Origin of the sequence: Burkholderia arboris (assembly GCF_038723655.1) — a bacterium.
Taxonomy (GTDB): domain Bacteria; phylum Pseudomonadota; class Gammaproteobacteria; order Burkholderiales; family Burkholderiaceae; genus Burkholderia; species Burkholderia arboris.
The window spans coordinates 146,870-164,361 of record NZ_CP109821.1 but is presented as its reverse complement, the minus strand read 5'-3'; the positions used below and the strand labels follow the sequence as shown (position 1 = coordinate 164,361).

The 17,492-nt window shown below is 68.4% G+C and carries 14 protein-coding genes and 1 pseudogene; 4 read left to right on the top strand and 11 right to left on the bottom strand.

Going from position 1 to position 17,492, the window contains the following annotated elements; translation table 11 throughout:
* Nucleotides 1-20: 20 nt before the first annotated feature.
* Both OHZ10_RS00725 and vapB read right to left on the bottom strand, forming a co-directional pair.
* Nucleotides 21-422 (bottom strand): type II toxin-antitoxin system VapC family toxin, encoded by a 402-nt coding sequence (locus OHZ10_RS00725; RefSeq protein WP_256085429.1) that lies wholly within the window; start codon nt 420-422, stop codon nt 21-23.
* Complete coding sequence (vapB, locus tag OHZ10_RS00720; RefSeq protein ID WP_059236527.1) at nt 422-658, bottom strand: type II toxin-antitoxin system VapB family antitoxin; 237 nt, start codon at nt 656-658, stop codon at nt 422-424. Before vapB ends, OHZ10_RS00725 begins: the two co-directional genes overlap by 1 nt.
* A gap of 352 nt (nt 659-1,010) precedes the next feature.
* Here vapB and OHZ10_RS00715 point away from each other — a divergent pair, with 352 nt between their 5' ends.
* Both OHZ10_RS00715 and OHZ10_RS00710 read left to right on the top strand, forming a co-directional pair.
* On the top strand, nt 1,011-2,714 hold the full coding sequence (locus OHZ10_RS00715; protein ID WP_340623695.1) for a thiamine pyrophosphate-binding protein: 1,704 nt from the start codon (nt 1,011-1,013) through the stop codon (nt 2,712-2,714).
* The gene (locus OHZ10_RS00710; protein ID WP_059236529.1) at nt 2,711-3,817 is read left to right on the top strand and encodes a glycosyltransferase family 9 protein; all 1,107 of its coding nucleotides are present in this window, start codon (nt 2,711-2,713) and stop codon (nt 3,815-3,817) included. The genes OHZ10_RS00715 and OHZ10_RS00710 overlap by 4 nt, the downstream gene beginning before the upstream one ends.
* 90 nt (nt 3,818-3,907) lie before the next feature.
* Here OHZ10_RS00710 and OHZ10_RS00705 read toward each other — a convergent pair whose 3' ends face one another.
* From OHZ10_RS00705 to OHZ10_RS00685, 5 genes and pseudogenes are all read right to left on the bottom strand, one after another.
* Nucleotides 3,908-4,942 (bottom strand): helix-turn-helix domain-containing protein, encoded by a 1,035-nt coding sequence (locus OHZ10_RS00705; protein WP_059232772.1) that lies wholly within the window; start codon nt 4,940-4,942, stop codon nt 3,908-3,910.
* A gap of 210 nt (nt 4,943-5,152) precedes the next feature.
* Nucleotides 5,153-5,705, bottom strand: a pseudogene (locus tag OHZ10_RS00700) (hypothetical protein).
* Between the two features lie 168 nt (nt 5,706-5,873).
* A complete protein-coding gene (gene exaC, locus OHZ10_RS00695; RefSeq protein ID WP_174993420.1) occupies nt 5,874-7,400 on the bottom strand; it encodes an acetaldehyde dehydrogenase ExaC in 1,527 nt (508 codons plus the stop codon).
* Between the two features lie 214 nt (nt 7,401-7,614).
* Nucleotides 7,615-8,085: a hypothetical protein gene (locus OHZ10_RS00690; protein ID WP_059232774.1), complete on the bottom strand. Its 471-nt coding sequence runs from the start codon at nt 8,083-8,085 to the stop codon at nt 7,615-7,617.
* A gap of 216 nt (nt 8,086-8,301) precedes the next feature.
* Complete coding sequence (locus OHZ10_RS00685) at nt 8,302-9,852, bottom strand: MFS transporter (RefSeq protein WP_059232775.1); 1,551 nt, start codon at nt 9,850-9,852, stop codon at nt 8,302-8,304.
* A gap of 155 nt (nt 9,853-10,007) precedes the next feature.
* On the opposite strand from OHZ10_RS00685, the gene OHZ10_RS00680 reads away from it, so the two are divergent.
* Nucleotides 10,008-10,892: a LysR family transcriptional regulator gene (locus tag OHZ10_RS00680; RefSeq protein WP_059236531.1), complete on the top strand. Its 885-nt coding sequence runs from the start codon at nt 10,008-10,010 to the stop codon at nt 10,890-10,892.
* Here the strand turns inward: OHZ10_RS00680 and eutC are convergent, their stop codons facing one another.
* The 4 genes from eutC to OHZ10_RS00660 form a co-directional block, all read right to left on the bottom strand.
* The gene (eutC, locus tag OHZ10_RS00675; protein ID WP_059232776.1) at nt 10,893-11,684 is read right to left on the bottom strand and encodes an ethanolamine ammonia-lyase subunit EutC; all 792 of its coding nucleotides are present in this window, start codon (nt 11,682-11,684) and stop codon (nt 10,893-10,895) included.
* Complete coding sequence (locus tag OHZ10_RS00670) at nt 11,681-13,078, bottom strand: ethanolamine ammonia-lyase subunit EutB (RefSeq protein ID WP_059236533.1); 1,398 nt, start codon at nt 13,076-13,078, stop codon at nt 11,681-11,683. The genes eutC and OHZ10_RS00670 overlap by 4 nt, the downstream gene beginning before the upstream one ends.
* 104 nt (nt 13,079-13,182) lie before the next feature.
* A complete protein-coding gene (eat, locus tag OHZ10_RS00665; RefSeq protein ID WP_342703349.1) occupies nt 13,183-14,604 on the bottom strand; it encodes an ethanolamine permease in 1,422 nt (473 codons plus the stop codon).
* 186 nt (nt 14,605-14,790) lie between these two features.
* A complete protein-coding gene (locus OHZ10_RS00660; RefSeq protein WP_059232778.1) occupies nt 14,791-16,254 on the bottom strand; it encodes a mechanosensitive ion channel in 1,464 nt (487 codons plus the stop codon).
* Nucleotides 16,255-16,530: 276 nt separating this feature from the next.
* On the opposite strand from OHZ10_RS00660, the gene OHZ10_RS00655 reads away from it, so the two are divergent.
* Complete coding sequence (locus OHZ10_RS00655) at nt 16,531-17,409, top strand: AraC family transcriptional regulator (RefSeq protein ID WP_059232779.1); 879 nt, start codon at nt 16,531-16,533, stop codon at nt 17,407-17,409.
* The last annotated feature ends 83 nt before the right edge of the window (nt 17,410-17,492 follow it).

Here is a 17,492-nt window from a genome sequence, read left to right as displayed (position 1 = left end):
CTGACGGCGGCTGGCACGAATCAATCGTTCAACCAGTTCTCCAGCCGCAATCCCGGATAACTCGCAAAATCCCGTTCGTTGTTGGTCACCAGGACCACATCGAGCGACACCGCATGCGCGGCGATCAGTTTGTCGAGATGATCCTTCTTCCGCTCGCGCGTCGCTTCCCGAACCGGGCCGTATGCTTGCGCGGCCGCCGTGTCGAACGGAGCAACGGGGATGTCCTCGATCAGCGCAGCAAGATTGCGACGCTCGCGGACAGGATTCGCGCACGCCGCGACACCGTACTCGAGTTCGGCATGGGTGATCGCCGACATCACGACATCTCCGCTGTAACACTGCGCGAACCGTCTCGCGACCTGCTCCGGCTGATTCTTGATCAGATAGATGCACATGTTGGTGTCGAGCATGTAACGCGGCATCACAAGCCCTCGCGCTCGGCCTGCTCCTGATCGCCGCGCCCCTCGGCCATGAAATCCGGCCCGAAGTTCGCGAACTTCTCGAGTACGTGGGTCAAAGGTCTCCGAGTGGGCCGAATACGGATTTCGTCGCCCACCCGCTCGATTTCGAGTTCCATGTCGCTGCGCTCATAGGCAAGGTCCGCAGGAATCCGCACGGCCTGCGAGTTACCGTTCCGAAATACCCTGGTGGTATGCACGTCGATCTCCCACAATCGGATGTACGATGGATGTACATCATACTATGCAGCGGGCAATGTAAATCCATGTGTGTACATCGTGCACCACCCGGATATCGATTCTCATGTGAGCGCCGCCCCGCAGTCTTTCAGTTCCGGACACTGCCCCGCCTGCGCCCGGGTGAGCAGGCGGAGATTCGCGCTCGACATCCATAGCGCTCACTTTTCACCATTGGGCGTACACGCACAAGCTGGCCGTCCGGCCAACCGAAGTTCTGGCGCGTGCCCCGAACCACCCAGCGTTCCGACACTTTTCAGCGCCCCGCCAACGGGCGTAAGCTGTACGTCCCGCTACCCAGGGAGACGGCAGCCCATGTCGCATTCCAAGGATCTCGAGCCGCGCGCCACCACCGGTGCGCGACTGCTCGTCGATGCGTTGCTCGCCAATCACGTCGAACGCGTGTTCTGCGTGCCGGGCGAGAGTTTCCTCGCCGTACTCGATGCGCTGGCGGACGACACCGCGCGCATCCAGACGGTCGTCTGCCGTCACGAGGCGGCCGCCGCGAACATGGCCGAAGCGGTCGGCAAGCTGACGGGCCGCCCCGGCGTCGCCTTCGTCACGCGCGGGCCCGGCGCGACCCATGCGTCGATCGGCGTGCACACCGCGTTCCAGGATTCGACGCCGATGATCCTGTTCGTCGGCCAGTGCGCCCGCGAGCACCTCGACCGCGAAGCCTTCCAGGAAATCGACTACCGCCGGATGTTCGGCCAGATGGCGAAATGGGTCGCGCAGATCGACGACCCGCGCCGTATCCCCGAATACCTGAGCCATGCGTTCCACGTCGCGACGTCCGGCCGCCCCGGCCCGGTCGTGCTCGCGCTGCCGGAGGACGTGCTGTCCGAAGCGTGCGCGGCGCAGCCCGTCGTTCCGGCCGCGAAACGCATCGCGGCCGCGCCGTCGGCCGCGCAGATCGACGAACTGCGCGAGCGGCTCGCACGCGCGGAACGGCCGTTCGCGATCGTCGGCGGCAGCGGCTGGACGCCCGACGCCTGCGCGAACCTGCGCACCTTCGTCGAACGCTGGCAACTGCCGGTCGCGTGCGCCTTCCGCTTCCAGGACACGATCGACAACGCGCACCCGAACTACGCGGGCGACGTCGGGCTCGGGATCAATCCCGCGCTCGCGAAACGCATCCGCGACGCCGACCTGCTGCTCGTGATCGGGCCGCGCCTCGGCGAAGCGACGACCGGCGGCTACACGCTGCTCGACATCCCGAAGACGCGCCAGACGCTGATCCACGTGCACCAGGGCGCCGATGAACTCGGCCGCGTGTATGCGGCCGACCTGCCGATCGTGTCGGGAATGCCCGAGATCGCCGCGCCGCTTGCCGCGCTCGAACCGCCCGACCGTCCCGTCTGGGCCGGCGCGGCCGCCGATGCGCACCGCGCGTACCGCGAATGGCATGCGCCGCTGCCGATGCCCGGCGACGTGCAGCTCGGCGACGTGATGGTGCAGTTGCGCGAACGCCTGCCGCACGATGCGATCCTGACCAACGGCGCCGGCAACTATGCGATCTGGCTGCATCGCCACTTCGCGTACCGGCACTTCCGTTCGCAGCTCGCCCCGACCAGCGGCGCGATGGGCTACGGGCTGCCGGCCGCGCTCGCCGCGAAATCGCTGTACCCGTCGCGCGCGGTCGTCGCGCTCGCGGGCGACGGCTGCTTCATGATGGCCGGCAACGAGCTTGCGACCGCGATGCAGTACGGGCTGAACATCGTCGCGATCGTCGTCAACAACGGCCATTTCGGCACGATCCGCATGCATCAGGAGCGCAACTACCCGGGCCGCGTGCACGGCACGGGGCTCACGAACCCCGATTTCGCCGCGTATGCGCGTGCGTTCGGCGCGCATGGCGAGACGGTCGAGCGCACCGCCGATTTCGCGCCCGCGCTCGAACGCGCGCTGACTTGCGGGCTGCCTGCGGTGATCGAGATCCGCATCCCGCAGGACGCCAGCACGCCGGCCGCGACGCTCGAGCAGATCCGCGAGCAGGGCCGCCGCGCGCGCGGCGGATAGCGGTGGATACGCACACCGCGCCGGCTGACGTCGCGCTGTCGCACGAGGATGCGCTGGCCTGCCCCGGCACGCTGCTCGCGCCGGACGGCACGCTCGTCGCGCCGTACGACGTCGAGCACGGTGGCGGGCGGGCCGACGGCCACGTGCCGGCTGCGCCCGCACTCGGCCTGCTGCATGCCGCACACAGGCCGTTCCGGCTCGACTACGACGATGCGCGGCATGTGCATGTGATCAACGGGATGGGCGTCACGCTCGGCGATTCGGCGATCGGGCTGACCGCCCTCGCCGCGCTGCGAGCGGCCCATCCGGGCCTGCGCTTCACGCTGTACCGGCCAACCCGCGCGCCGCGCTATGTTGACGCGTTGTATGCGCTCGCGGCCGACGTCGTCGCGCCGTCGCTCACGCTGCCGTGTCCCGTGGCAGCGCTGCCCGCCGATGCACCGTGCATCGACGTTGGCAATCACCTGTACTGGCCCGCGTTCTCGCGGCTGCCGATGATCGATTTCTTCCTCGCCGCGCTCGGCGTCGACCCGGCCGCCGTGCCGGCCGCCGCGAAGCGCAACCGCTGGCTCGCGCGGCTGCCGCTGCCGGCGCTGCCGGCCGCGTGGCAGCGGCCATACGTGCTGTTCTGCCCGAACGCGAGCACCGCGGTGCGCAGCGTGCCGCCTGTGCTGCGCGCGGAGTTCGTGGAAAGGCTCGTGCAGCGCTACGGGTTGCCGGTGGTCGGCTTCGGCCCGGTCGCGCATCCCGCTTACGTCGACGTGAGCAGCGACGCGACCGACACCGCGCGCTTCATCGCCTGGGTCAAGGGCGCCAGCCTGCTGTTCGCGCCGGACACGGCGGCATTGCATCTCGCCGACGGTTTCGACGTGCCGACGCTCGCATGCTTCACGACGATCGCGCCAGCGCTGCGCGTGCGCGACTATCCGCATTGCGTGCCGGTCGCGCTCGATTTGCCCGCCGAATTGCGCGGACTCCATCGCAGCGAGCGGCCGGACGATCTGGCTGCCGTTGAAGCGGCTTACCGCGCAGTCGACTGGGACGCGCTGGCGTGGCCCGCACCGCGCGACGTGACGGCGACGGCAACGGCGACGGCCCGCTGAGCAAACCCGATACGGCCGTCCGCCAAGCGCTCGAACACGTAGCCGCGCACGCAGCCAGCGCCGACGCGGCGCCGCCTCCGGCGACCCGCCTCACCCCGCCGCGACCCGCACCGCACGATCGCGCAGCGTCTCCGACGGCCGCTTGCCGAACAGCCGCCGGTAATCGGTCGCAAACTGGCTCAGGTGCCAGAAGCCCCACGCCTCGGCCACATCCTGCACCGAACCGGCCGCGCGGCCGCACAGATCGCGCCGCGCGCCGTTCAGACGCAGCGTGCGCAGGTAGGTCGCGGGCGCCATCCCGAGCACGTCCTGGAAGCAGTACTGCAGCGTCCGCCGGCTCACGAGCAGCTGCTCGCACAGCTCCGGCACGCCGACCGGGCGCGTGCGGTGCGCAAGCACGTAGTCGCGCGCCTGCTCGACGATCCAGCGGCGCGTCGACGGCGCGGCGCCGCCGCCGTCGTCACCCGGTTGCGCGCACGCATCGAACAGCGCGGCCAGCACGTCGGCCTGCAGGTCGTCGCGCTGCGCATCGGGCAGCGGACCGGCCGCCGCCACCGCGCCGTCGAGGCGGCGGCCGAGCAGCGCGCACAGGCGCGCGAGCCGCGCATCGCCGACCTGCATCACGCGCTGTGTGAAGAGCCGCTCGTCGAGCGCACGGCGCTCGACTTCGTCGGCATAGCGGCGCAGCACGTCGCCGCGCACGACGACGCCGTAGATCGAGAACTGCGCGGGCGTCACCAGTTCGAATTCGACGTTGCCGGGCCGGAATGCGAGGGCGCCGGGCCCGATGCGACACGCATCGACGCGCGCGGTGCCGTCGCACACGAGCGGGATGCCGAACCAGTACGCATCGCCGCGGACTTCGCACGCCTGGCGCAGCAGGTGGCTCGTCGATTCTCGAAACAGCTTCATCGTGTCGAGTGGCAGCTCGGTCAGCGTGCCGACGAAGCGGCCGGCCGCGAGCTGGTCGTAGGTCTGCCGCCAGCCGATCAGGTTGCGCGCCTGCTCGTCGGCATCGTGCGCGACGCTGACGACGGCCTGCCCGGCCTGTGCGTCGTCGCCCTGCGCGTTGCGCCGCGTGTCTTCGGCGGTCGGTTCTTCAATACACGCCACGTGTTGATCCATCGTGTCCTCCCTCACCTGCGCGGAACCGCGCCTGTCACGCAAGTCCCGTGCCGAACCACCCGGCCCCGCGAACCGCCCGCCATGCCACGCTGCCCGGCCGGCGCGCGCCATGCGGGCGCACCCGAAGGCGGCGTGCCGCGCACGCCGCCGGTGCGAGCCGCGCTGCAACCGCGCATGTGCCGCCGCGGGCGGATGGCCCCCGGATACCGGCTACCCGGCCGGCTTCGGCCGCGCACCCCGTGTGCCGCAGTTGCCGTACGCCAGCGCGATCGCCAGCGCCACGATCGCGCTGCCCGCCGCCCACGGCTGCGCATCCGCGTCCGGCAGATCGGCCCGCAGCGTCGCGCGGCCGTTGATCCGGTAGCGGATCCCGCGCACGAAATCGACGAACAGCAACCCGATACCGCTGCCGTCGCACGCGGCCGCGTCGATGCGGCCACCGTCGCCGCCATGCGCGGGCAACGCGAACCGCAGCGTCTTCGTGTCGATCACGCGCACCACCGGCAGCAGATCGCCGTTCGCGTCGCGCAGGCTCTGCACGATGTCGCAGGTCACGGATGCGCGTGCGCCGCTTGCGGTGCCGGCGAACATGAACGGCTGCGACTCGACGAACTGCCGCACGCCGATGTTCAGGCGCGTCGTCACGACGTCACGCATCCGCTTGGCATCGTCGGCCACGCCGAAGCGGCGCTGCGAATCGAGTTCGGAGTTCGCCCGCGTGAAAGACGGGACGGCGCGGAAAGGATCGGGGCTGCTCAGCCATGCTGGGGGTGGTCGCACGCATCGGCGCACCGTGCCGCCGCGCGCACGCGGCTGCCGGTATCGTTTCCGGCGCAGGCTGCAACAAGCGCAGCCTGCGTCGAATGTCGAAATCGAACGGGGCGAAATGCCGGGCCCCACCGGCCCCGGCGCTTCGCCCCCGCGTCGGCGATCAGAAGAACCCGAGCGCCTCGGCCTGGTAGCTGACCAGCAGGCACTTCGTCTGCTGATAGTTCGACAGCGCCATCTTGTGCGTCTCGCGGCCGATCCCCGACTGCTTGTAGCCGCCGAACGCCGCGTGCGCGGGGTACAGGTGGTAGCAGTTGGTCCACACGCGGCCGGCCTCGACCTCGCGGCCCATCCGGTACGCACGCGTGCCGTTGCGCGTCCACACGCCTGCGCCGAGCCCGTAGAACGTATCGTTCGCGAGTTCGATCGCGTCCGCCTCGTCCTTGAACGTCATCACCGACGCGACCGGCCCGAAGATCTCTTCCTGGAACACGCGCATCTTGTTGTTGCCGAGCAGCATCGTCGGCTTCACGTAGTAGCCCGTGCCGAGTTCGGCAGCCGGCGCCGTGCGCTCGCCGCCCGTCAGGCATTGCGCGCCTTCGCCGCGGCCGATGTCGATGTACGACAGGATCTTGTCGAGCTGCTGCTGCGACGCCTGCGCGCCGATCATCGTCTGCAGGTCGAGCGGGTGGCCGGCCTTGATGCGTTCGACCCGCGCGACGGCCTTCTCGATGAAACGTTCGTAGATCGATTCCTGGATCAGGATCCGCGACGGGCACGTGCACACTTCGCCCTGGTTCAGCGCGAACATCGCGAGCCCTTCGAGCGCCTTGTCGAGGAACGCGTCGTCCTGGTCGAGCACGTCGGCGAAGAAGATGTTCGGGCTCTTGCCGCCCAGCTCGACCGTCGACGGGATCAGGCTGTCGGCCGCCGCGCGCAGGATGTGCTTGCCGACCGGCGTCGAGCCCGTGAACGCGATCTTCGCGATCCGCTTGCTGGTCGCGAGCGCCTCGCCCGCTTCCTTGCCGAAGCCGTTCACGATGTTGATCGTGCCGGCCGGGAACAGGTCGCCGATCAGCTCCATCAGCACCAGCACCGACGCGGGCGTCTGCTCGGCCGGCTTCATCACGACGCAGCAGCCGGCCGCGAGCGCCGGTGCGAGCTTCCATGCGGCCATCAGCAGCGGGAAGTTCCACGGGATGATCTGGCCGACCACGCCGAGCGGCTCGTGGAAGTGGTACGCGACGGTGTTGTCGTCGATTTCGGAGATACCGCCTTCCTGCGCGCGGATGCAGCCCGCGAAGTAGCGGAAGTGGTCGATCGCGAGCGGCAGGTCGGCTGCCATCGTCTCGCGCAGCGGCTTGCCGTTGTCGATCGTCTCGGCCACGGCCAGCAGCTTCAGGTTCTTTTCCATCCGCTCGGCGGCGGCGAGCAGCAGGTTCGCACGCTCGGCCACGGACGTCTTGCCCCACTTGCGGCGCGCGGCATGCGCGGCGTCGAGCGCCAGCTCGATGTCGTCGGCGCCCGAGCGCGGCACGCGACAGAACGGCTGACCGTTGATCGGCGACACGTTCTCGAAATACTCGCCCTTCACCGGCGCCACCCACTTGCCGCCGATGTAGTTGTCGTACTGCTGACGGTACGGGTATTCGACGTCGAGGCCCAGTTGCTTCAGGTCAAACGGGTTCATACATGTCTCCTGTTCATCGTGCTTGTGTGAGTACAGCGCCGGTTGGAATGCGCTGCACCCGTCTACGCAACATGCGTGCCATCTTGCACGGCCTCGCCCACGCGCGCGCCGCGCGCGCGCCATCCCGGCGAATGCGCAGATTCGGAACACCCTGAGCGGTTCGCACGCGTCATGCTGTGCCAATTCGGGACAGCGGCGTGCGGCACATGGCGCATCAGCCTCGCTTGTATCGCAATGCTTCCCCGCTCAACGAGCTGAGCGACGCGCCGAAACGGTTGGCGCGTTGTCCGTCGTTGACGGTCGAGTAGTCGCGCAAACCGTCCGTTGCCCCCTTGAGTCCCCAACGTTCGACCGACCTGTTCGGGGCCAACACGGGATTGCCAGCGCTGGTCGCCATCCTGTCCTGAATGCCGAGCGCGAAATAGACCCGTTTCTTCGCCCCGTAAAGCGCCGGCGTTGCCTTGACCAACGGGTCGCCCGTCGCCCCCGCCAGGAACCGGGCGTACATGTAGTGCTCGGCGGCGGCGAGATTGATGTCATTCGGGCTGTCCGTACGACGGAGCAACTGCAACGATCGAAATGCGCGGCGCACCTGCTCCACGATGTCCCCCTCGCCTCCTCTGGCACGAAAAATCGCGAAGTTGATGGTGTTTTGAACGACGTCGTCACTGACTTGCTCATTCATTCCGATTCTCCTGTGGCTTTCTACGGCGCTTCGAGACGCTGCGTATCCCCTTCACCGAAAGATCGATGTGTACGTGGCGCGGTCGTCTTAGAGTTTCGGAGCAGATGCAGGAAAATCAAGCGAAAGTTGCGAATGCGACGATGCGCAGCGGTCGAGCGACGCGCCGCGCCGCCGGTGCCGGCACGACGCGTCGGCTCGCGAGCAGCGGCCCGTCAGTCAGGCTCGCCGCGCGCATGCATCGCCGGACTCCACGCCACGCCGCCCGCCGAGAAACACGAACACGACTGCCGCGCACAGCAACGTGACGACGGCCAGCCCGATCAGCAGATGGTCGAACGCCTGCGCGTAGCTTTGCTGCAACACCGCGCGCCCGGCCTGCGGCCACACCGCGGCGGCGCCGCCAAGGTCGCCGGTCGCGAGCCGGGCGGACGCACGGACGATAGCCTCTGGCGTCGCGCCCGCCACGGACGCTGCGCGCAGCCCCGCCTGCGCGAGCGTCGCGAGCACCGCGCCGGCGATCGCGAGCGCGATGCCCTCACCCGCCACCCGCGTCGTGCTGAAGATGCCGGTCGCCATCCCGGCGCGCTCCTTCGGCACGACGCTCACCGACAGCCCGTCCATCAGCCCCCACGGCATGCCGGCGCCGACGCCGATCGCAAGCATCGGCGCGATCGCCGCGGGCCCCGCGCCGCCGCGCAATGCGACGCTCAGCCACACGAGCCCCGCCGCCGCGATCACGAGCCCGACGGCGGAAATCACGCCGGCCGACAGCCCGCGCGTGAGCGTCGCCGCGACGAAGGGCACGACCAGCATCGGCGCGGAAATCGCGAGCATCAGCCAGCCGGCGTCGATCTCGCTGAAGCCGTCGATGCCGATGAAGCGCAGCGGCAGCACGACGAGCAGCACGATGTAGCAGCAGCAGGTCGACACCGGCAGCACCTGCACGCCGACGAAGCGCGCGATGCGGAACAGCGACAGGTCGAGCATCGGCCGCGCGACGCGCGTCTCGATCATCACGAATGCGCCCGCGCCCAGCGCGGCGCCGGCCAGCAGCACGATCACGAGCGCACTCGACCAGCCGCGCGCGGGCGCCTCGATCACGCCGAACGTGAACAGCGTCAGCGCGGTGGTGAACGCGGCCGTGCCGGGCCAGTCGAGCCCCGTCGCATGCGGGTCGCGCGACTCGTGCATGCGCGGCAGCCCGACCACCAGCGACAGCACGCCGGCCACCGCGCTCGTCACGAAGATCGCGCGCCAGCCGTAGTGTCCGATCAGGCCGCCGGCGAGCACGGGCCCGAACGCGAGCCCGATGCCGAAGGTCGTGCCGAGCAGGCTGAACGCACGCGTACGCGCCGCGCCGTCGAACTCCTGCGCGAGCGCGGCCGTGCCGCCGGCGAGCGCCGCGGCCGCCGCGAGTCCTTGCGCGGCGCGCAGCAGGTCGACCGCGAGCATCGACGGCGCGAACGCAAGCGCGACCGACATCAGCGTGAAACCGCCGACGCCGATCGCGAACAGGCGCTTGCGGCCGAACTGATCGGCGAGCGCGCCCGATGCCATCAGGAAACTGCCGAACGCGAGCATGAACGCGTTGGTGATCCAGTTCATCGCGACCGGGCTGCCGTGCAGGTCGCGGCCGATCGCCGGCGTCGCGACCGCGCCGCCCGAAAACGACAGCGGCAGTGCGACGGCGGCCATGCACACGGCGGCCAGCACCCATGCACGCCGGCGTGCCGACCGGGCTGAAACGGCTGAAACGGGGTGATCCATCATCGCTCCTCGAAAAGCCGGCGCGGATGCACCGTCAGAGCGACAGAAGATAAATCCGATTCAATTCGCGAAAAACCACGCAAAGTTCCGCATATAACGGACTAAAATTCCGCAATTGACTCAATCGCGTGCGTCGGCGCACGTTCTTCGATTCGATGGAAAACCTGTCCGGCATCGTCGCCTTCGTCCGCACCGCCGACGCGCTGAGCTTCGTCGCGGCCGGCCGCGCGCTCGGCATCTCGGCGTCGGCGGTCGGCAAGACGATCGCGAAGCTCGAACAGTCGCTCGGCGTGCGCCTGTTCAACCGCACGACGCGACGCGTCACGCTCACCGAAGAGGGCCGGCACTTTTACGAACGCTGCCAGCGGATCCTCGAGGATTTCCGCGATGCGGAAGCGACCGTGACGGCGTCGGCGCAGCGCCCGCGCGGCAAGCTGCGCGTGAGCCTGCCGGTGATCGGCTACCGCTTCCTGCTGCCGGTACTGCCCGAATTCCGGCAGCGCTATCCGGACGTCGAGCTCGATCTCGATTTCAACGACCGGATGGTCGACGTCGTCGAAGGCGGGTTCGACGCGGTGATCCGCAGCGGGCCGCTGACCGATTCGAGCCTGATGTCGCGGCGGCTCGGCCCGTTCGCGTTCGTGCTGTGTGCAACGCCCGCCTATCTCGCGCAGGCCGGCACGCCGCGCACGCCGCACGATCTCGAAGCGCACGACTGCGTGCGCTACTGCTTCCCGACCACCGGCAAGCTGCAGGACTGGGCGCTCGCAGCCGACGACGGCACGCCGCTGAAGCTGCGCACCGCGATGACCTGCAACAACATGGAGGCGCTGCGCGGCACCGTGCTCGCGGGGCTCGGCATCGGCTACATGCCCGACTTCCTCGCGCGCGACGCGCTCGAACAGGGCGCGCTCGTCACCGTGCTCGACGATTACCGGATCGCGCCGGGGCAGTTCTCGATCGTGTGGCCGTCGAGCCGGCAGCTGTCGCCGAAGCTGCGCGTGTTCGTCGATTTCCTGTGCGAACGGCTGTTCAGGTAATCACGTCGTCCCGATCCGCTCCGCTTCCGCCGGCGGCAGCAACGCATCGCTGTCGTCCTTCAGCCCGACGCCCGTCAGCTGAAGCCTGCGCGCATGCGTCATCAGGTAATGCAGCTTGTGCGCGGCGGCCGCGTGCGGCAGCCCTTCGGGCCGCACGTTCGAGATGCAGTTGCGCAGCGCGTCGTGACAGCCGACCTTCGGCGCCCACGTCAGGTACACGCCAAGGCTGTCCGGCGAGCTGAGCCCCGGCCGTTCGCCGATCAGCATCGCGACGACCTTCGCGCGCAGCAGCTCGCCGATCTCGTCGCCGAGCGCGACGCGCGCCTGCGTCGCGACCACCACCGGGCCGATCCGCCAGCCGTCCGCGTCGAGCCGCGGCCGCACGGCCTGCAGCAACGGCAATGCCTGCTTCGCGGCCGCGAACGCCGACAGCCCGTCGCCAACCACGAACACGACGTCGGGCGCATCGTCGAGCGCCGCACCGTGGCCGGCCAGCAGCGCGCGCCCTTCGTCGGACAGCTTGCGGCCGAGATCGGGCCGGCGCAGGTAATGCTGACGGTCGGGCGCCGCGCTCTGCACGCCGAGCGTCGCGAAACCGGCCGCATCGAGCGCGCGTCGCAGCGCGTCGCTATCGAGCGGCTGGTGTACCGCATCGCGCGCCTGCGCATGCGACAGGTTGAACGCGAGCAGCGGCGCGGTCGGCAGGCTGTTGCCTGCGCGACCGAGCGCGATCCGCGCATTCGTGAACGACTTCAGCTGCGCCCACGGGTTCTTTTCGACGGCGTCGCTCATGCCGAAATCCCCATCCAGTCGTTCGCGCCTGCGAGCAGCGGCACGCGCGACGTCGCCGCGCGCAGCGCGCCATGCGCGTCGGCGATCTCCATCGTCTCCAGCCACTCCTCGAATTCCGGTGCGCGGCGCAACCCGAGCACCTCGCGCACGTAGAGCTGGTCGTGGAACGACGTGCTCTGGTAGTTCAGCATCACGTCGTCCGCGCCCGGGATCCCCATGATGAAGTTGATGCCGGCCGCACCGAGCAGCGTCAGCAGCGTATCCATGTCGTCCTGGTCGGCTTCCGCATGGTTCGTGTAGCAGATGTCGCAGCCCATCGGCACGCCGAGCAGCTTCCCGCAGAAGTGATCCTCGAGCCCCGCGCGGATGATCTGCTTGCCGTCGTAAAGATATTCGGGGCCGATGAAGCCGACCACCGTGTTCACGAGGAACGGCTCGAACTTGCGCGCGACCGCATACGCGCGCACTTCGCAGGTCTGCTGGTCGACGCCGAAGTGCGCGTTCGCCGACAGCGCGCTGCCCTGGCCCGTCTCGAAGTACATGAGATTGTTGCCGACGGTGCCGCGCCGCAGCGACAACGCCGCCTCGTGCGCCTCGCCGAGCAGCGCGAGCGAGATCCCGAAGCTCGCGTTCGCCTTCTCGGTGCCCGCGATCGACTGGAACACGAGGTCGACCGGCGCGCCCTTCTCGATCGCCGCGATCGTGTTGGTCACGTGCGTGAGCACGCACGACTGCGTCGGCACGCCGTAGCGTTCGCGGAACCCGTCGATCATCGCGAGCAGTTTCACAATCGCCGCGAGGCTGTCGGTGGCCGGGTTGATGCCGATCATCGCGTCGCCGCAGCCGTACATCAGCCCGTCGAGCATCGATGCGGCGATGCCCTTCACGTCGTCGGTCGGGTGGTTCGGCTGCAGCCGCACCGACATCCGGCCGGCGAGCCCGACCGTGTTGCGAAAGCGCGTGACGACACGGCGCTTGCGGGCGGCCGCGATCAGGTCCTGGTTGCGCATCAGCTTCGACACGGCCGCGACCATCTCGGGCGTGAGGCCCGGCGCGATCCGTTCGAGCGCCGCGCCGTCGGCCGCGGGCGACAGCAGCCAGTTGCGGAAATCGCCGACGGTGAGGTGCGAGATTTCCGCGAACGCCTGCGCGTCGTGATCGTCGATGATCAGGCGCGTGACCTCGTCGTCTTCGTACGGGATCACCGCTTCGTTCAGGAACGCCTTCAGCGGCACGCCCGCGAGCGCGATCTTCGCGGCCACGCGCTCCTCCTCGCTCGCCGCCGCGACACCGGCGAGCTGGTCGCCGGAACGCAGCGGGCTCGCCTTCGCGAGCAGCGTCTTCAGATCCGCGAAGCGGTACGTGCGCGGACCGATCGTCTCCGTATAGGACATCGTGCGAGCCTCCTTGCCCATCCAAACCAAAAGCCGACGGCGCGCCCGTTCGACGGGGCGCGCCGGATGCCGTCAGAAACGGCCTGCCACTTTCACCTTCACCTTCACCCCGCCCACTCCTCCAGCAGCGCGTCGCCGGGCGCACTCGCGCGCTGCGAACGCGTCGCGAGGAAGTACGCGTAGCCGAGCGCGAGGAAGCCGACGAACACCAGCGCGACCAGCCCGTTGAAGTACACCATCGTACCGAGACAGATGAACGCCGCCAGGATCGCGAAGGCCGGGAAAACCGGGTACAGCGGCGCGCGGAACGGCCGCGCCATGTTCGGCTGCGAGCGGCGCAGCTTGAACAGCGACGCCATGCTCACGATATACATCACGATCGCACCGAATACCGACATCGTCACGATATTCGCGGTCAGCGTCTGCCCGCCGAACTGGATCAGCTCGTCGCTGTAGATCGCCGCGATGCCGACCACGCCGCCCGCGATGATTGCGCGGTAAGGCGTCTTGAAACGCGGATGCACCTTCGCGAGCCATTCGGGCAGGTAGCCTTCGCGGGCCAGCGCGAAGATCTGGCGCGAATAACCGAGGATGATCCCGTGGAACGACGCGACGAGCCCGAACAGCCCGAGCCACACGAGCATGTGCATCCAGCCGCTGTTCGCGCCGACGATGTACTTCATTGCCTGCGGCAGCGGATCGTTGATGTTCGCGAGCTTGGTCCAGTCGCCAGCGCCGCCGGCGAACACCATCACGCCGATCGCGAGCGCAACGAGGGTCAGGATCCCGGCCACGTACGCGATCGGAATCGAGCGCTTCGGGTTCTTCGCTTCCTCGGCGGCCATCGCGACGCCTTCGATCGCGAGGAAGAACCAGATCGCGAACGGGATCGCCGCGAACATCCCGTGGAACGCGCCCACGCTGAAATGATCGGCGCCCGACCAGCCACCCTTCATGAAGTTGCTCCACGCGAAGCCCGGCGACACGACGCCCATGAACACCAGCAGCTCGAAGATCGCGAACAGCGTGACGACGAGCTCGAAGGTCGCCGCGATCTGCACGCCGACGATGTTCAGCGCCATGAACACGAGATACGCACCCATCGCCGCATGCTTCGGCTCGAGGCCCGGGAACTGCACGTGCAGGTACGCACCGATCGCCAGCGCGATCGCGGGGGGGGCGAACACGAACTCGACGAGCGTCGCGGCGCCGGCGAGATAGCCGCCGGTCGGGCCGAACGCTCGGCGCGCATACGCGAACGGGCCGCCCGCGTGCGGGATCGACGTCGTCAGCTCGGTGAAACTGAAGATGAAGGTCGTGTACATCGCCGCGACGAACAGCGCGGTGACGACGAAGCCCAGCGTACCGGCACTCGCCCAGCCGTAGCTCCAGCCGAAGTATTCGCCGGAAATCACGAGGCCGACCGCGATGCCCCACAGTTGCCAGGTCCCGAGCGTCTGCTGCAGCGCGGGCTGGCCGGACGACTTGGCGCCGGCGGCGGGCCGGCCATTCGACTCTGCTTTCATCGGACTCTCTCCTCAAAGGCGCCGGGCCTGCCGGCCAGCGCGACTGAGAATCGATGCTAGAGAGTCATTAAACGACGTGTTATCGAAATTCGGCAAAGATCGCGGCTGACGTTTCGCTTGCGAAAACGCCGGCCGCGTTCGTTGCGACGGCGATCCGGCCGCACGAAACGGCCGGATCGGCGGCACTTACTGGCTGCCGCCGCGCTGGTTGAACCAGCGGTCGAGCAGCTTGCCGGCCGCTTCACGGCCGCCGAGGCCGAACGACAGTGCGACGGCCACCGCGATCGCGCCGAGCACGAGGCCGAACGCGAGCTGGACGATCTCGTTCGCGATGCCCATCGCGCGCAGCCCCATCGCGAACACGAGGCCGAGGATCGCGAATTGCGCGATCCGCGCGAACAGCACGCTGTGCTCGCGATCGGCCTGCTCGATCACGCGGCGCGCCAGGCCCGCGAGCCACACGCCGATCACGAGGATCACGCCGCCCATCAGCACGTGGCCGCCGAACTCGATGAACAGCGTGACGACGTCACGCACCTGCGAGAAGCCGAGCCGGTTCGCGGCTTCGACCGACGCGAACAGCATCGCGAAAAACACGATCAACCGCGCGACCAGCACCGACGGCTGCAGGATGCCCGAGAACACGCGCTCGACGCCGAGTACGGCCGGCAGCCCGTCGGCGCCGGCGGCTTCCAGCAGCTTCTGCGCGAGCGACGCGACGAAGCGCGCGAAATAGAACGTGACGAGCACGATCACGATCGCCGCGAAGATGTCCGGCACCGCGCCGAGGAACTGGTTCAGCATGTTGGTCGCGGGAATCGAGATCGCGTCGATCTTCAGCGCGTCGAGCGCGGAGATCAGCGTCGGCACGAACACGAACACGTAGACGATCGTGCCGACCAGGCTCGACACGCGCACGGGCGTCGGGCTGTCGATGCCCTGCGTGAGGCGGTCGGCGCCGGCGGCGATCAGCAGGTTCGTCACGAGGCCGCGCAGCACGCGTGCGACGACCCAGCCGACGAAGCCGATCACCGCGGCCGCGAACAGGTTCGGCACGATCGCGAGCAGCTTGTCGACCATCCCCTGCACCGGCGACAGCAGGCCCGACAGCGCGAACGACGCGAGGATCGCCGGCAGGAACATCAGGATCACGAGCCAGAACAGCACGTCGCCGAGATAGCCGCTCATCGGCTGCATGCCGGCGCCTTCGGACAGCTTGTCGTCGATCTTGCTGGCCTTCAGCGCACGGTTCGCGAGGCTGCGCAGCAGCGACGCGATCAGCCACGCGATCAGCGTCAGCGCCGCGCCGCCGATCAGGTTCGGCAGGTAGTTGACGATGTGCGTGACGAGCAGCGAGAACGGATTGGAGACCGCATACAGGTTGAGCACGTTGAAGATGCCCACCGCGGTGACGAGCAGCACGAGCCAGAACAGGCCGCCGGCGATGATGCGCTCGACGCAGGCGCCCTGGCCGGTACTGTCGGTGATCCGCTGATCGACCTTCAGCGCGTTGAGCAGGCGCAGCGCACCGGCCCGCACCGCCACGGCGATCAGCCAGCCGATCACCAGGATGCCGATCGCGCCGGCGATCTTGGGCAAGTATCCGCCTAGCGTGGTCTGCAGCGACGTGATGAAGCTGGAAGCATCCATGTCTTCTTCTCCCGAAAAACGTGGTGTTGCGATTGAACATCGACGAACTACCTGCGTACTTCGAAAAGCGTGCTGCCCCGTCCGAGCAACTTACCCGAGAAAAATGACGCGATCACCCGATTTCACCGTCTTTAACTTTAGTCATTGATCGCAGAGGGACAAGACCCCATTTCGGCAATATAAAAAAGGGACGGATTTATGGCGGCTACGTATTTCCGCAAGATTTGTTCATTCGGGCCGTGCTACCGTGGCGTCGGTTCTTGCCCGGACACGTCGATGACAGCCGAAACGAAACCCGACAAACCCGCGTGGGTCCGCTATGCGGCGAGCGTGGCGCGCGTTCACGAATACATCCGCGCGCATCTCGACGGCCCGCTCGACCTGAACCGGCTCGCCGAAGTCGCGTGCCTGTCGCCGTATCACTGGCAGCGCGTCTACCGCGCGCTGTACGGCGAGTCGATCGTGTTGACGGTGCGGCGGATGCGGATCGTGCGCGCGTCCGAGGATCTTGTGTGCACGGCGCGGCCGATCGACGAGATCGCGCGGCGTGCGGGTTACGGTTCGACGCACGCGTTCGCGCGGGCATTTCGCGATGCTTATGGCGTGCCGCCCGCGCAGCACCGGCGCACGGGCACGCACCGGCCGGTTTATCCACTGCAGCGAGGAGAGGAAGACATGTTCAAGCATGAGGTCGAGATCCGGCGCCTGCCGGAACTGAGCGGCTACGCGGTCGCGCATACCGGCGCGTACATGAAAGTCGGCGATGCGTTCGGGCGGATCGGCGCGTGGGTCGGGCAGCATGGGCTGATCGGCCCCGGCGCGAAGATGATCGGCATTTTTTACGACGATCCGGACACCACGCCTGAAGCGCAGTTGCGCGCGAAAGCCTGCTTCATGCCGGCCGACGGCGCGCCGGACGTCGAACCCGTGCCGCCGGTGGAGCGCGCGTCGGTGGCGGGCGGCGAGTACGCCGTGCTGCTGCATACGGGGCCGTATGCGGACCTGAAGACGGCCTACCAGTGGCTCTACGGCGACTGGCTGCGCCACTCGGGCCGCGAAGCGGCGGACGCGCCGCCGTTCGAGCTGTACCTCAATACGCCGATGGACACGGCGCCGGCCGACCTGCGCACCGAGATTCACCTGCCGCTGCGCTGAGCGACGAGCCGGTGCGCCGGCCGTGAAACGACACGCGCCGGCCGATGGTCATGCCCGGCCGGCGCGAATGAGCGGCATGCCTG